At 48.4% G+C, this 14,982-nt stretch carries 11 protein-coding genes and 1 other RNA gene; 6 read left to right on the top strand and 6 right to left on the bottom strand.

Annotated elements, in window-relative coordinates; genetic code table 11:
• Nucleotides 1–214 precede the first annotated feature (214 nt).
• Nucleotides 215–1,648 carry a S41 family peptidase gene (locus tag AAC022_RS14585; protein ID WP_339732032.1) on the top strand — a complete coding sequence of 478 codons (1,434 nt, stop codon included), beginning with the start codon at nucleotides 215–217 and terminating at the stop codon, nucleotides 1,646–1,648.
• A gap of 109 nt (nucleotides 1,649–1,757) precedes the next feature.
• Nucleotides 1,758–2,789 carry a tRNA (adenosine(37)-N6)-threonylcarbamoyltransferase complex transferase subunit TsaD gene (tsaD, locus tag AAC022_RS14580; RefSeq protein ID WP_339732030.1) on the top strand — a complete coding sequence of 344 codons (1,032 nt, stop codon included), beginning with the start codon at nucleotides 1,758–1,760 and terminating at the stop codon, nucleotides 2,787–2,789.
• 17 nt (nucleotides 2,790–2,806) lie between these two features.
• Here the strand turns inward: tsaD and AAC022_RS14575 are convergent, their stop codons facing one another.
• The gene (locus AAC022_RS14575; RefSeq protein WP_339732028.1) at nucleotides 2,807–4,042 is read right to left on the bottom strand and encodes a hypothetical protein; all 1,236 of its coding nucleotides are present in this window, start codon (nucleotides 4,040–4,042) and stop codon (nucleotides 2,807–2,809) included.
• 200 nt (nucleotides 4,043–4,242) lie between these two features.
• Nucleotides 4,243–6,978: a hypothetical protein gene (locus AAC022_RS14570; RefSeq protein ID WP_339732027.1), complete on the bottom strand. Its 2,736-nt coding sequence runs from the start codon at nucleotides 6,976–6,978 to the stop codon at nucleotides 4,243–4,245.
• A gap of 526 nt (nucleotides 6,979–7,504) precedes the next feature.
• Between AAC022_RS14570 and AAC022_RS14565 the strand changes: the two genes are divergently transcribed.
• Nucleotides 7,505–9,559 carry a hypothetical protein gene (locus AAC022_RS14565; RefSeq protein ID WP_339732025.1) on the top strand — a complete coding sequence of 685 codons (2,055 nt, stop codon included), beginning with the start codon at nucleotides 7,505–7,507 and terminating at the stop codon, nucleotides 9,557–9,559.
• Between the two features lie 15 nt (nucleotides 9,560–9,574).
• On the opposite strand, the gene AAC022_RS14560 is transcribed toward AAC022_RS14565, so the two are convergent.
• Nucleotides 9,575–10,063, bottom strand: coding sequence for a hypothetical protein (locus AAC022_RS14560; protein WP_339732023.1), 489 nt, complete (start codon nucleotides 10,061–10,063; stop codon nucleotides 9,575–9,577).
• A 280-nt stretch (nucleotides 10,064–10,343) separates the two neighbouring features.
• Here AAC022_RS14560 and AAC022_RS14555 point away from each other — a divergent pair, with 280 nt between their 5' ends.
• Nucleotides 10,344–10,676: a hypothetical protein gene (locus tag AAC022_RS14555; protein WP_339732021.1), complete on the top strand. Its 333-nt coding sequence runs from the start codon at nucleotides 10,344–10,346 to the stop codon at nucleotides 10,674–10,676.
• 55 nt (nucleotides 10,677–10,731) lie between these two features.
• Here AAC022_RS14555 and AAC022_RS14550 read toward each other — a convergent pair whose 3' ends face one another.
• The gene (locus AAC022_RS14550; protein ID WP_339732019.1) at nucleotides 10,732–11,043 is read right to left on the bottom strand and encodes an Hpt domain-containing protein; all 312 of its coding nucleotides are present in this window, start codon (nucleotides 11,041–11,043) and stop codon (nucleotides 10,732–10,734) included.
• A 465-nt stretch (nucleotides 11,044–11,508) separates the two neighbouring features.
• Here AAC022_RS14550 and AAC022_RS14545 point away from each other — a divergent pair, with 465 nt between their 5' ends.
• The gene (locus tag AAC022_RS14545) at nucleotides 11,509–12,687 is read left to right on the top strand and encodes an LptF/LptG family permease (RefSeq protein ID WP_339732017.1); all 1,179 of its coding nucleotides are present in this window, start codon (nucleotides 11,509–11,511) and stop codon (nucleotides 12,685–12,687) included.
• A 15-nt stretch (nucleotides 12,688–12,702) separates the two neighbouring features.
• Here AAC022_RS14545 and AAC022_RS14540 read toward each other — a convergent pair whose 3' ends face one another.
• Nucleotides 12,703–13,764 (bottom strand): alpha/beta hydrolase family protein, encoded by a 1,062-nt coding sequence (locus tag AAC022_RS14540; RefSeq protein WP_339732015.1) that lies wholly within the window; start codon nucleotides 13,762–13,764, stop codon nucleotides 12,703–12,705.
• A gap of 173 nt (nucleotides 13,765–13,937) precedes the next feature.
• Nucleotides 13,938–14,180 carry a hypothetical protein gene (locus AAC022_RS14535; RefSeq protein ID WP_339732014.1) on the bottom strand — a complete coding sequence of 81 codons (243 nt, stop codon included), beginning with the start codon at nucleotides 14,178–14,180 and terminating at the stop codon, nucleotides 13,938–13,940.
• Nucleotides 14,181–14,477: 297 nt separating this feature from the next.
• Between AAC022_RS14535 and ssrA the strand changes: the two genes are divergently transcribed.
• Nucleotides 14,478–14,835: a transfer-messenger RNA gene (ssrA, locus tag AAC022_RS14530) on the top strand.
• The last annotated feature ends 147 nt before the right edge of the window (nucleotides 14,836–14,982 follow it).

The following is a 14,982-nucleotide window of genomic DNA, read 5'->3' as shown; positions in this document are numbered from 1 at the left end:
TTCAATTTCAGAGGTATTTCTAAGATTAACTCGTTTTAGGCATTTTGGTTACAGAGCAAATCTTGCCACTGGTTTGCGGATCGCCTACACTAATACTATAGAAAAACGAAGCTCTCCCGAGTTTCAATATCCAGACAAAACACATTTCAACGATTTGAAGTTTTATTTCTGGCTGGTTTGAGTTGTGTTCTGTATATCTCATAAGGAATCATCCATGCAAAAATTCCGCTTGATCAGTTCGTTGTTAATACTCATTCTGATGATTTCCGCACCGCTCTCTCAATCGATCTGCGCGGATGAAAAAGAAAAAGACGATGACTACTACCAGATGATGAAACTGTTCGCGGATACCTACGAGCAGATTGAGCGGAATTACGTCAAAGACATTGATCGGCGTATTTTACTCGAAGCAGCCATCCGAGGCATGGTACAAGAGTTAGACCAGTACTCCAACTACATCAGTCCCAAAGACCTTTCCCGATTTAACCAGGTTGTTGAGCAGGAATTCGGGGGAATTGGGATTCAGGTTCATATTGATGAAAATAACGACAGATTGACCGTGATGACGCCACTGCCGGGGACTCCCGCCTATAAAGCAGGAATTCGGGCCGGCGATATCATTGATGCGATTGAAGGCAAATCGACCAAAGGATTTACCCTTCCGCAGGCCATCAAATTTCTCAAAGGTCGTGCCGGTGAAAAAGTCAGTATGTCTGTGATTCACAAAGGGACGAAAGAAGCAAAACCACTCACCATCCAACGTGAACTCATCCACGTTGCCACCGTTTTGGGAGATACATACAAGTCCGACGACTCCTGGAACTACATGCTCAATGATAAAGATAAAATTGGCTATATTCGCCTGACGCACTTCAGTCGACATAGCTCCGAAGAATTGCAGGAAGCAATCGACGATTTGAAAAAACAAGGCATGAAAGGCCTGGTGCTCGACCTGCGATTTAATCCGGGTGGCTTACTTTCTCAAGCCACGGAAATTTCAGACATGTTCATCGAATCGGGAAAAATCGTCAGTACCAAAGGTCGCAACAGTCGCAACCGAAAATGGGAAGCCACCAAAGAAGGCACCTATTCCGGTTTCCCCATGGCGATCATTGTGAACCGCTATTCCGCGTCGGCCAGTGAAATCGTATCCGCCTGCCTGCAGGACCATAAACGAGCCATCATCGTCGGCGAACGAACCTGGGGGAAAGGTAGTGTCCAGAACGTGATCGAGCTGGAAGAAGGCGATAGTGCCTTAAAACTGACAACAGCCAGTTATCATCGCCCCAGTGGAAAAAACATCCACCGTTTCCCAGGATCGAAAGACACCGATGTCTGGGGCGTTACTCCTGATGAAAACTATCGTTTACGCCTGACGGATGACGAACTGGAAGCACTGGGAGTTTACCGCCGTAAACGCGATATTCTGGACCATAGTGCAAAGCTGGATGAAGAGTTCAAAGATAAGCAACTGGAACTAGCATTAAAATATATCAAAGACTCATTAAGCGGCAAAACGAAGCCTGCTGACAAAGAGGAAGCTAAGAATCCGGAAAAAAAACCGGACGCGAAAGAGGCCAAACCAGCCAAAAAAGCAGCAAGTCTTCCCCAGCCAGCGAAAGACAAGCTGGTCATTAAAACAACCTGATCGATCAATCCTGCAGAACTGAAATCAGCTCGCTCTTACAGCAAAGCGACTTTCGGACAACTTTTTATCCGGACGTCGCTTTTCATTTTTAGCTATCAACGTATCATCTATGAACCAACCTGAAGAATACCTGCTGGCAATCGAATCTTCGTGCGACGAAACGGCGGCTGCCGTCATCACACGTGATATGCGCATCCTTTCCAATATCGTCTCATCACAAATCGACTTGCACGAAAAGTTTGGAGGCGTCGTTCCGGAAATCGCGTCCCGCGCGCATCTGGAACGCATTCTGCCAGTAATCGATGACGCCTTAAAACAGGCCGGCATCACGTTAAATCAGTTGTCCGCTATCGCGGTCGCAACGGAACCGGGGCTGGTGGGCTCGCTGCTCATCGGCTTAACCGCAGCCAAAACCCTGGCCATGACGCTCGATCTCCCCTTAATTGCTGTGAATCATATTGAAGGCCATCTGTTTGCCTGCCAGATGCAGGAAACACGCCCCTTGTTCCCGGCAATCGGACTCGTCGTGAGTGGCGGCCATACGAATTTGTATCATTGTTCTGAATCATTTGAATTTAAACTACTCGGCGCCACCATTGATGACGCTGCCGGCGAAGCCTTCGACAAAGTCGCCAAAATATTAGGTCTCTCCTATCCCGGAGGCCCTGCCATCCAGACAACAGCCGCCCGGGGAAATCCGAAAGCCTTTCCCTTTCCACGTTCGTTTCTGAAAGATCCGGAACTTCGTTTCAGCTTTAGCGGCTTGAAAACAGCGGTTCTGTATGCCGCCCTTGGTAATCCGGGCGCAAAAAAACAACCACCGCCACTCACCGAAGAACGCATTGCGGACCTCGCTGCCAGCTTCCAGGAAGCCGTCGTCGATGTTCTTGTTGGTAAATGCAAGCAGGCACTTGAGCAGCATAACTATTCGACACTCTGTGTCGGCGGAGGCGTCGCCGCGAATGCTCTGCTACGGGAACGGTTAGCTGAAATGACAGAGAAAGCCGGCGTTTATTTCAGCATCGCCCCTCCCGACTTATGCACTGATAACGCTGCGATGGCCGCAATCGCCTGGCACCATCTGGATCAAGGGCGGATTGCCTCGCTCGATTTGGATGTGACACCGGGCCTGGTTCGCTGACGTAACGCCCGAAACCATTATGGCTGCAGAAAACTGAATGTGAAGATTTCTGTCACATTCGTAAACTGCGGTGACAAAGATAACCGCACATATCTGCGGTCAGGCGAGACGACTGCCGCCCCCGAGAGACTGATCCCCTCTGGAATGACGGTAATCACAGGTTGATTGGCAACGCCCCCCACGTTCTGTGTCCCGGTCACAAACGGCGTCTGTCGTCCGGTTGAAATTCCAGACTGTCGTGATACACGAAAATCTTGAAGTGCAACCCGCGATCCCTTTGAAAGCCGCTGATGATGATGCGAGCGATTTTGAAATTGACTTGTTTTCTGAGAGTTTGGTGCAGGCCGCACAGCCTCTGACTTAGTACTACGCCGCCCTTTTGAAAGATCGATGCGGATCAACTGATCCTCTTTTGCCAGTGGGACGATCATGGATTGAATCATTGGATGTTTTGAACCCCGATAACGCGTTACTTTTAATCGGGCACGCTGGCCGACAATATTTCCAGAGACATACCGCACGCGAACCACATAAGTACCGGGAAAAGCATTTGCACACACGTATTCTTCACGGCAATTTTCCTGTTTGGGACCATACCCGTCATTGAGCAGTACGCCGCCTCCAGCAGTCAAAGGTGCCTCAAAAGAACAGACAGTCCCCTGGGGTTCCTCCACAATCAGATCCAGATCACCGTCCCCGTTCCAGGTCAGTTCCAGCTTCAGATCGCGTTCTAAAGCCTGTTTCCGGGCTGCCTGCACTCGTGCGGCTTCTGCTTTTCGTCCTGCTTTATTGAACGACTGCTCTAAATCGGCCAGCGCATTCAACGCTTTTTTGTGTAACGTCTGATGATCTTTCACCCACACATGAGTCAAAATTCCGGTCGCCGCCCACTGGATCGCTTCCGCATCCTGCAGTTTCTCTGCCAGCCGTAGCCCCATAATATAAGTCTCCGGACGGGTCGGCTGCAGCTTTGAAGCCTGCTGGTACAATTTCAGCGCCTGTTCATCCGCAGCGAACCGGGAGAGATAAGCGGCCGAATAAACCATACTTGGAACATCCGTGGCAGAAAAGTCGATGCGTGAAAGTAAAACTCGCTGAATTTCCTGCTTGGGGCGTCCGACGATTTCCATCGACAAGGCCAGCACATCATACATCCAGGGTTGCGATTGATTGTGAATCAAAGCCGCATTGATGGCGGCAATCACATGCTCGTGTTTCCCCGCTTGATGCAAATTGAAAATCAGATCATTCACCAAAGTAGGAGCAGGTTTCCGCTTGGAAAAGTAATCATTCCAGAACGCTGCCGGATCTTTGATATCATTGGTGAGAGGGGCCTTGAATTCGTTCTTTTTTTCTGGCTTCCCTTTAACAGAAACGGAGCCTTTCCCTTGGGAACGGCTCCGTACTGTTAATTTAGATTGTCCGGGTACATCAGGTAGTGCCGATTTCTCGCCTACTTTACGCTTTCCGGTTTTTTTTTGAGTTGTTCAATCGTGCGATTATCAAATCGAAACGGATTGTCTTCAACTTGAAATTGTGCTTTCGACTGCTTTGAATCAGCCTCTCCCAGAATGTCATCCAGGATGGATTTCATTTCCGGATCGTTGATCGGCTTGATGACTTTTTTATCAGCTTTTACTTGCACTTTTTTAACAGCAGGTTGTTTCTGCCCCTGTAGTGCATTGGCTCCGTTCATCATCAAAAATTCCGGTGCGATATTAAAGAATCCCTGACCGCCACCTTGACCACCACCTTGACCGCCACCGCCGCCGAAGCCACCTTGACCGCCGCCACCCTGCTGGCCACCTTGACCACCTTGCTGACCACCAAAGCCACCCTGGCTCGATCCCACTGATGACTGCTGAGCAGACACTGAAATCACAAGGTCAGCAACGGGGTAAACACGAGTGGCGTAAATCTCATCAGCCTTAAGAATGGTAGTGATTTTCATCACTTCATCTTCGATGACATAGGTCAAACCAATCGGCTTCAAGATAATATTCATCGCACTCTTCAATTTGATACCACTCAAAGAAACGTTGACTGGTTCATCAACAGTCAAACCTTCTTCTCCAAGGTCATTCGAATTGATCAGAATGGTAATATTGTGCAACTCTGCAAAGTAAGTCATTACTTCTGAAAGTGGAATATCCGGGAAGTTCGCTTCTGTTTCTTGCTGTAGCTCTTCAAAAATACGCTGTTCAGCAGGACTATTTTGATGCAGGTCCACAGCGGCCCATTGCTTGCGGCGTTCCGTCAAAGCAGTCCAGACGGGTGCGGCTGGCCAACGAATTGGGGGTTCATCAGGAAATGGGACGTGTGATAATTCAACCTGATAGAGTGTTTCCAGGAAGCGGTCAGCCCGTAAAGAACGCATCCGGAATACTTTATCCAGCTGTCCGGCTGCTTCTGAGGTAAACAGGGCCGCAGTCGCGGGTCCGTTACCAGGTTCCATATCCACGGCTACACGAGAAACGGCTTCCGCTTCTTCATAAGCATCACTGTTGCCGTGCCTACCATCCTGGATCAGAGAACGAACGCGGTCGATCAACTGTTCCAGTTTTTCGTCCTCCAAAAGCACCTGATCAACCAGACGCTTTTGCTGCTCCACCTGTGCCAACTGTTGCTGCTGGCGAATTCGACGTGTTTCAGCAACTTCCATCTGACTACGGACATCTACCATCATATTATTCAGGCGACGTTCCAGTTGCTGACGCAGATCGACATCAATGTCTGAAGTGGATTTAACAAAGTTCAGAGTTCGCTTTAATAAACCAAGTGCCCCGTTGGGATTTTCGGCAGAAGTCTGACGTGCCTCTTCAATCGCATTGGAAACCTCGATCTTCATCTGGGCTCCCTTGATCTGCCGTAACTGCTCGACTTTACTGATTGAATCACTAATCGGAGGCTGAAGATCACTCTTCGCTTCCGGCTGCGCTTTTGCATCAGCAGTTGGCTGCTTGGTATCTGCTTGTGCCAGTTGATCCTGTTGAAACTTGTTTGATAATTTTAGTAACGAGTCACCGCGGGAATTTCCGGGATCAAGCTGCTGTAGCAAATTTCCAAACTTGGCAGCCTGCTCAAATTTACCACTACGAATCGCACGCGTACCAGCAAATTCCAATTGAGCCATCTGCTCTTCATGGGCGGTACGAGCCAGATTCATCATTCGTTGTCCGGCAAAAGCGACTCCCAGTTCCTGTCCCTGCTCGTAATTCGCCCAGGGAACAGCCAGGAAGCTGTTGACAGCCTGTGCTACAGGGACATTAAATTTCCAGACAGCATTCAAGTTCCGGCTGCTCAATTCAACACTGAGTCTGCCACTGAGATCGCCTCTGGCAAGATAAACGGTTTCACGGTCTGTCCGAACTGGCAGAGCACGTGATGTATCTAATTCTAATTTTTTATCTGAGACCTGAATCGACTTTGGAAAGAAAACAGGAGCTTGAACTGCTTTGGCCAGTTCCTTCCCCACGATGGCAGGTCGATCCTGTTTTCCCTCTGCTCGGTCAATCAGAACTACGCCCCCTGTGTAGACGCCTAATGTACCCAGCAGTTGTAAATCTTTCTTAGGACCTACAGCGTAGCTGTGAACGGGAATCTGTTGAGTTGCCAGTTGACGAGTCAGGGCTGCCATTTCCGGGAGAGAAATTAACTTGGCAGAACTCATTCCATCGCCAATATAAACAATCGAACGTGGTTGTTCTTTCTGAAGGCCCTGCATTACAGTTTTCAATGCCTGAGCAAAATCAGTCGCCCCCAGAGGAGCACGAGATGTTAATGATTCAACAGCGAGTTTCGCCTGTCGACTTTGAGGTGTCACAAACTCAGTGACGAACGGCGTGCATTGCACATCGACAGCATAAAGGGCAACCGTAGCATCATTCGGGAGTTCACTCAGCAAAGACTTCAGAACGTCCAAAGCCTGAGTCCGGTGCTCGCCAACCTGACTCGCTGACGTATCAAACAGGACAGCGATTTGCTTTCCTGAATGAGTCGCAGCGGGCAACCGATCCGCTTTGAATTGCAGAGCATAATAATGCTCGCCTTGACTGTTCTGGTAACTGAGGATCTGGCCAATGTTTGATATTTCTGGAACTTGACTCTCAGCGAAGCTTTCCGGAGCACACCACAAAATGGCAGATGCGGCCCAAACAAACATTGATATTCCAAATCTGGATACTGACATGATTTCTCTCTCCCGAGTAACTTTAGGCAAGAATGCTCTAACTCAAACCAAGATGGGCGATTGCCAAATTGCGCATTCTCCTCAATTGTGCATTGTATATTCAGTCTCGGACACCATTGAAGGAAATTCCCCCGATTTTCTCTGAATTCTCCAAATTTGGTGCGACTTGAAAAGGGCTTGGCGGCACGGACTGGAGGATCCGCGTAATTTATAGTCCGATTATGGGGAAATTGAGGATCAACATCCACTTAGCGAAATCGACGATTTCAGAAACTCTTTGTATTAAAACGGACATACTGTATCCAATTGTCCATTAAACCCAGACCATTTCATCTATACGTGGGATCATAACTTAGAGGCTTTATACCGATTCTACTCATTAACCTCCCACCGATTTGACGATCTTTGACAGAGACTCGCCGCTGTTTCCCAATCATCACTGCCTGTTGTTGACGGGATCCCGGTACACACGGATAGATCCTGCAGACCCTTAGTTCGATCTCACTTCTTCGATTTGTTGCTGCGCATGTTATCTCGACGATACTTCAAAATATTGACATTGATCTTCCTCCCGATCGCAGCGCTACTCATCGCGCTGGGAATTCAGAACGTACGCACCGCCCCTTCCAAAGGAAGCCCCACCTCACCAAGTAGGATCATCGCCCGCAAACCAGTAATGGCAGAGACACTGCCCATCGACTGGAATCAACCTGTCTGCATCATTCCCACCGGTAACAATCAACGTTTCCCACTTGCATTGACAGAAGGCGACGAATATCTGTTAATCATCAACAACCTGGAACAAGCGCCCCATCGCACGCAAACGGTCCACCTCGTGGCTGAATTCGATTCCGTGGAGCGACATCCCACAGGCTGTTACTTTCAAAATACGACGCCCCTCTCACAAACCTCGCATGTCGGCCATAGGCCTGCTCTATCACAACCAGACCTCTCCTCGTCACGACCGACAACATCACAGCCGACAACACAACAAAAATCAGTGACCAGCGAACGTTCCTTTTACTTATTCGTAACCGATGGGAATCTCTCCGACCGAAATCAATACACCCGAATCACAGGACGATTAGTTCAAGATAGTCCCCGCGTTGCCATTTATCTGGATGAACAACAGAAAATAAGCGAACTGGCACCGGGCCTCCTCAATGGGATTATTGAAACCCTGGAACAGCAGGTGCTGGATAAAATCACCAGAGAATGTGGCCCGATTCGAGACATCGATCAGGACGGACGATTTACCATTTTACTTTCGCCTTGGCTAAGTCGATTACAAGGCGGTAAAACCTCCATCAACGGTTTTGTGCGTCCCAGTGACTTTCGGGAAACAGTTTCCGAACCGTTCAGCAACCATTGTGATATGTTGTATCTCAATTCAGCACTCAAACCAGGGCAGGAACTACTTGATCTCCTCAGTCATGAAGTGACCCACGCCGCAGTCTCCAGCCTACGCGCTGATCAATCCAACTCCCCTGCGACTTCCTTAATGGATGAAGAAGACTGGTTGAACGAAGGCATCGCGCACATTATGGAACCCGGTTATACCAACCGTGATTATCGCATCAGTGAGTTTTATCGCAAACCCGAAGCCTACCCGCTGGTGGTCCCCGATTACTACCGCGCCCAACTCTGGCGGAATCATGGCTGCCGCGGCGCCGTCAATCTGTTTCTGGACTGGTGCACGCAAATTGAATCGACGCAGCGTTTCCCACATCGCTTCACGCATCATCCATTAACGGGCACCCCAAAAATGGAGCAACTCACAGCACGTCCCTTTCCGGAACTGTTTCGCCTGTGGTCGCTCAATCTGGCGCATCAAGCTCTTACCAGAAAAACGCTAGATCCAGACACTCAGCCAGACACTCAGCCAGAAACTCAGCCAGAATCCGGCAGTGATCAGCCCCCATGGCATTGTGGTAAATTCATCCTCGCGGGGCCCGCATTCCATAGCTGGGATCTGTTCAAGGAACCGCGGGCTTCCTTGAACATCGCATCGACGGCCTCGGGATTTCTACACCTCAAATCAAACAATTCCCAAAACGGAAACGTCACGATCAATGTGAACGGCTCCCCGAAGATGCAGTTGACTCTGCTCAAAATCCCGCATAGCAGCAACAGACTGTCACTGACAGCCACACAGAACATCCCAAGTGCAACTGACACGACCTTGGCGAAATTTCTGAACATTCGCCTCAGTTGCAAACATCCAGCAGACTCCACGGTAGAGACCATCAGCCTGGAATTGAGTGGCACCTATCTCTCTCGCGCAGCCAGACAGCCACGCCTGTTTCAAACTTCCAGCCTGAACTCATTGTTGATATCACAGGCAACAAGCTTAGAAGTAGTAACCGATGGCACATACCAGGAAGGCGAAAACCGCGTGACTGATTTTCTGATCCGGATACCCCGGACGATACTTCGGAAACAGAAGACCGCAGACAGCCTGACATTCAAGGCCATCGCCCAGACAGAAACATCAAAGCGAATGGCTGCACAGACCGATTTCAAGCTTGACGCTCAACCAGCACAGCGGCTAGCAGAAACTTCAAAACCAACGAAGAATTGACTCATTTAACACGAATTAAAAACTGCTGGAGTCATCCTGACTTTCACCCGTATATTTCAAACGAGTGGCAAACAGTTTCTTCAAACGGGAAACGGGATACATTCGCACGATCTTGTTCTTGTAGGTAATTCTTCCCTGATCGTCGCGCCCCAGTTGAGCGGCCACATCTGGTTTCGCGAGACCAGCATACAAACCGGCAAAGGTTTCCGGATCCACGCCATTTCCAGCTTCCAGATCATCCATCGCATTCACTCCGCCACAGGAGACAGCAAATGCATTCAAACCTTTGGTCGCCGTACGCATGAAATTTTCCTGCTCCAAAGCAGACTGCGCCTCAACCAGTTGTTTCACACCGCGCCGGATCTTATCCTCGGTCTCCTCAGTAGGGGTTCCGCTATTTTGCTGAGCCTGTAATGTTGGAGTCTGAAACGTCTCTGACGCCCCCAATAGATAGCCCACAGAAATCAGAAGCAAACCGACGAAAACCTGGCTCAACCTGGACATGAAAGACTCCCCGTGAAATCAACTTTTGTTATGATTGACGTCGATTCAAGATGAGAATATCCCCCAGACTGATCAAATGAATTCAGACTGTTGGCTCAAAGAGAATGACAAAATGCTACATCTGTAGCTCATATTTACTAATATTTGTCGGCTCAGGTCAATAAGAACCCTGAAAAATCAACCAGTAATGCCCTGATCTAAGGCTGTTGAAAGCGTAAAGCGTACATAAAGCACAAATAGAACCTGATCTCAGAATTCGATTCACAAAAGACGACCGAAGATGACAACCGAAGAATTCCAGCAAGCCCTGACTAATCTCGTCAGACAATTCCAGGAAGCAAATTACGACGCCAGACACCTGCTGCTGGATCTCTCTGAAAAAATCCTGGAGTTAACGGACCAGACGCCCTCTTCGCTTCCAGCCAATTTGAAGGCAGAATGGAACTCGATTTGCGAAGAGATCGCAGAAGTGCAACCCGCATTCATCAGCCATCGAAAAACATCGATTTTATTTGATCGGCAGGGAATGGGGCAACCGGGACGGCAAACTGCCATCGTGCTCATTACAAGAATAGTAGCGCTCTCGAAACTGGTGAACCGGCTTGAAAATTAGCTAGATTTGGCGTGAAATCTGTGTTTTCGATGGAAAATGAAAGCTATTCAATCGATTAAAGTACGATCCGATTCATATGATTGAGAACAATTTCTTTCTCGCGTTCAATTTCAGCTCGATCTTCCGCTTTGCACGCTGTTTCCAGATCAGCTGCCAGTTGGGAAAGTTCTTCAAATCCGTAGCCCGCACTGGCGCCCTTCATCTGATGAGCTAAGACTTTCAGTTCTTCTACCTGATCAGCAGATGCCTCGCGAAGAATCATTTTTTTCTCTTCAATTCCATCAACGAACATCTCAATCAACTCAAGAAAGTCTTCGTCATCACAAAAAGATGATCGAATCGGTGCGTTTTCTAAGGCGTTTACCATGTTCCAGATTCCATCTCGTTATATTTCCGGGAATACTTTTGCAGCCTATTTCCCACATTGTTCATGCTCACTCAGACATTTTTCAGTACACAACTGCTCATTCTGGTGAGTAACGACCTCTTCAATTAATAGGTTGAACTATTTCCCCTGTTGAAAAAAACCGAAAATATCCAATTTTCACTGGATGTAATTCCCTGCAAAGAAATGAATATTCGGATTATGCCTGATCTGCCGATACCAAAGTTACCAGACAAACGATGATTATCCCCTTTAACTCCTAAATCAGCCCGATACTGAATTATTAACCCGGAACAAACACATATACATAAAAGCACATCCGTTCGAGTCTGATATTGACTCTTATCCACTTTTTCCCGTATACAACCTCGGTCAAATCGTACAAACCACTGCCTGTCCTAAAATCCACACCCATTTCACTTTACTTCAAGATTAATACCACCTGTCATGCGATTGCTTCAGCGCTACATTCTTTTTGAATTGCTGCGCGTTTTCACCTTAATGATCACAGTTCTCACCGTTTTATTGGTGTTTGTGGGCGCATTCCAGCAAGCTTCCAATCAGGGGCTGGGCGCACTTCTGGTCTTGAAAATTCTGCCGTTCATCGTTCCCAGCATGTTGCCGTTTACCATTCCCGCAACATTACTCCTAACTGTTTGCGTCGTTTATGGCCGCATTGCCGGCGATCAGGAAATCACCGCTGCCAAAGCAGCCGGCATCAATGTGCTCTCACTCCTCTGGCCTTCCTTTATTCTGGGAGGCTTTCTCAGTCTAGGTTCGCTACTGCTCAGCGATCAGGTCATTCCCTGGGCAGAAAAAAATATTGAAAAAACCATTGCCTGCGAACTCGAAACGATCTTCCTGGAAAAACTGCGTTCCCAGAACCAGATCCATGACCCCAACAGTGGTATCTCCATCACCGTGATGGGAGTCCGAGACAAAACATTGCTCGTCCCTACATTTCGGTATTCTCCCCCAGGCAAGAATCCCGTCCATCTGCAAGCGGAAGAAGCAACACTGGAATTTGATCTGACCAATCAGCAGGTCATTCTGCATATCACCAAAGGGCACATCGACTTTCCCGGTAAACCACGATTTTACGTCGAGAAAGATGTGTTCCCATTTCCTCTACCCAGTCAAACCGCAATGGCCAAACCCAGACACATGAGTGTGCGGTCCATCAAATCAGAACTGGGAGACCTGCAGGAAAAACAGGGAGAATTCGAATTTCAACGCGATATCGAAGTCGCCATGCTACTAGCCCTCGGAGATTTCGAACGATTTCAATCTCCCGAAATCAACACCGACCTGCCTCAGAATCATGTTGAGGAAAAACGGAAAAACAAACTCAAAACAGCACTCTCCAGCCGCTTCGCTTTAAGCTGTAGCTGCTTCTTCTTTGTCCTCGTCGGCTGCCCCTTCTCCATCGCCCAGGCACGCCGGCAATTCCTCACCAGCTTTTTCCTGGTCTTCGTCCCGATCCTGCTGTTCTATTACCCCATCGTCCTGTTGACGATCAATTTATCGAAGCTGGGGAAAATTGAACCGAGCTGGTCACTCTGGGCCGGCAATCTGGGTTTGCTGTGCATCGCCTTTCATATGCTGCGAAAAGTACTCCGAAATTAAATCCCGGTCAGACGATTACTTTGTTTTCCAATCAGAGAAGAATGTCGTCAGTCGCCGCGTTTCGCCAAAAATGTACATGGCCGCTGTGATATGCCCCGAATCCAGCCAGACTAGCTCCGGCTTCTTACCGATCGACTCCCACAACGCGAGCGAACTTTTGGGGGGCAGAATTTCATCGTGCTTCGCAACCACCATCAACACATCACGGTTCTGCAGTAAATGCCCATATGTGTGGGGATCAACGGGTTTCATGATCTTCAGAAACGACTCGTAAGTTTCCCCATTCTCCAGCCAATGCTTGCGAAACAGCTTGGCATGCGGATGAGGATTTTCCCAGATTCCTAGAGCTAGATTGCCCCCGCCCAGGTAGATCGCCACCTTCTTGAACCGGGGCTCGGCTGCGGAAGACAACGCAGACATGATTCCCCCGAGACTGATCCCGGTCACTCCCATCCGATCCGTATCCACTTCTTCCCGACTAGCCAGCCAGGCGGCCGCCCTTCGCACATCCAGCGTGGCTTGAGTCATCCCTTCTGCAGTATGTTCGGGTACAAAAGAAATCATCCGACGTCGGCTCTGCTCACCTACGCCCCGTCTCTGGGCATAGTAAGGCATCTTGATGGTAAGTGCCGCAACCCCCTGACGCGCCAGTGAATTCGCCGACATCTCTGAAAGCTCAAAACCGCCCCCCAGAATATGCAGGCAGACACACGCGGGAAAAGGCCCGGGGCCTTCTGGCTGATAATAATGCCCGTGTACCGTATTATTCTCTGCCACTTCGGTTTTGACAGGTGAGGGAAACGTAACATCATACACGCGAACCGGACCACTCATCCGTTTAAACTGGCAGCTGAACGGAAACGTATGCGGCTCCAAATGAAACCGTACGGGAACATTCTCTTCCCCTTTGATGGTTTCATACTGAACCTGCCCCTGCTCCGGAATGTCTACAAACACAAGGCCGCTCGGTTTGTTCTCCGCCCGGCTTTGACCAGCCAGTAGAAATAGACTGAAAGAAAACACACAAACCAGAATCAGAAGACGTCGATCTGACGCCAGACGATGTTGATATGTCATTGCGTATGAAATTCCCGTTCTGAGACAAATCAATAGAAAATAACCACCGAGTTCCGTTATGGGTAGCCGGCAGAGAACGGACCTATTTTAGACCAAACACAGACAATTCTGTAGACCGATTTGAAACAGAACCTTACTGAAAGGAGAAAACAGACACTGAAAATGCAATATTATTACTGTTCAGGCCAAGAGTCGGAAGAAGATACTCTTTCCGCCCCCTTCCCTGCATTCAGTACCTGCTCAATTTCCGCAGCAGACATACCGGAAGCCAGCAGATGGTGTTTCAAATCGATCTCTTTTTGATGACAGGCAATTTTCACCCAGGCGCGTGAGATAATAGCAGTCACCCCACACACAAAAGGCAGCCCGAATAGACAAATAATCGCAGTAAATCCAATGATGTCAAAATCACCCATAGCTGGCCCCTGAGAAGAATCAATCCAAATTCAAGTGAGTCGAAGTTGATTCGCTGCCGTGGTTCAAATATTGACAGAAAATACCATTTCTAGTGGATTTAAGAACACACGACACAGAACCGGATCAAAAGGGGGATTTCGGTGCTAAATTGTTATCTATCAGGAATTTCTGGAAACAAAGTAAATTGACTCCAGCCGACCTGCTGATAATAATAAGACCGGAACAGAGAGATTTCTCAAATAGAGTTGATCTTTTTGTGACCATTTTGCGTATGATAGATGTACTACTAAGACACGGGGGGCGATCGGATTTGACTGGTTCACCGTATGTTAAGGTGGCGTGCCGTGGTTGATCAGTTGGCCACGTTAAAAGCTGATCACAATCTAATTGCAAACAAGCAATTTTCAATGGCTGCTTAATAAAAGCATCCCTGGCTTAGGAATCCCCGCCTGAGGAGTCCGAAGGCTAGTCACAAAATTAGGCTGGTATCAGATCAATGACCACTCCGTCTGATATGAGATCCGTGGTGGACTGGTTTCCGAAAGGCTCTGTTTGTCGTGCCCGAAGAAACGAGACTCAAACGATAAAATATGCACGTAGAGGCTTTAGCTGAGGGTTCACAGGACGCGGGTTCAATTCCCGCCGCCTCCACTAAATGGCCACTTACCATAATCGGTAAGTGGCCATTTTTTATTGAGTTACAAAAAACAACAACCCAGTTAAAAACTGTTTTCCTGGTATAATGTCTGATTTCGTGTCTGATTTTTGGTAATAAACTCTGTTTTCAGACATCAGAATCCA

Source organism: uncultured Gimesia sp. (assembly GCF_963976445.1).
Taxonomy (GTDB): Bacteria; Planctomycetota; Planctomycetia; order Planctomycetales; family Planctomycetaceae; genus Gimesia.
This window is presented reverse-complemented; position numbering and strand designations above follow the sequence as displayed.

Excerpts from the sequence above, each read along its gene's own strand:
- AAC022_RS14585 (WP_339732032.1), top strand. The coding sequence starts at position 215 with ATGCAAAAATTCCGCTTGATCAGTTCGTTGTTAATACTCATTCTGATG.
- tsaD (WP_339732030.1), top strand. The coding sequence starts at position 1,758 with ATGAACCAACCTGAAGAATACCTGCTGGCAATCGAATCTTCGTGCGAC.
- AAC022_RS14560 (WP_339732023.1), bottom strand. The coding sequence starts at position 10,063 with ATGTCCAGGTTGAGCCAGGTTTTCGTCGGTTTGCTTCTGATTTCTGTG.
- AAC022_RS14565 (WP_339732025.1), top strand. The coding sequence starts at position 7,505 with ATGTTATCTCGACGATACTTCAAAATATTGACATTGATCTTCCTCCCG.
- AAC022_RS14570 (WP_339732027.1), bottom strand. The coding sequence starts at position 6,978 with ATGTCAGTATCCAGATTTGGAATATCAATGTTTGTTTGGGCCGCATCT.
- AAC022_RS14555 (WP_339732021.1), top strand. The coding sequence starts at position 10,344 with ATGACAACCGAAGAATTCCAGCAAGCCCTGACTAATCTCGTCAGACAA.
- AAC022_RS14535 (WP_339732014.1), bottom strand. The coding sequence starts at position 14,180 with ATGGGTGATTTTGACATCATTGGATTTACTGCGATTATTTGTCTATTC.
- AAC022_RS14550 (WP_339732019.1), bottom strand. The coding sequence starts at position 11,043 with ATGGTAAACGCCTTAGAAAACGCACCGATTCGATCATCTTTTTGTGAT.
- AAC022_RS14545 (WP_339732017.1), top strand. The coding sequence starts at position 11,509 with ATGCGATTGCTTCAGCGCTACATTCTTTTTGAATTGCTGCGCGTTTTC.
- AAC022_RS14540 (WP_339732015.1), bottom strand. The coding sequence starts at position 13,764 with ATGACATATCAACATCGTCTGGCGTCAGATCGACGTCTTCTGATTCTG.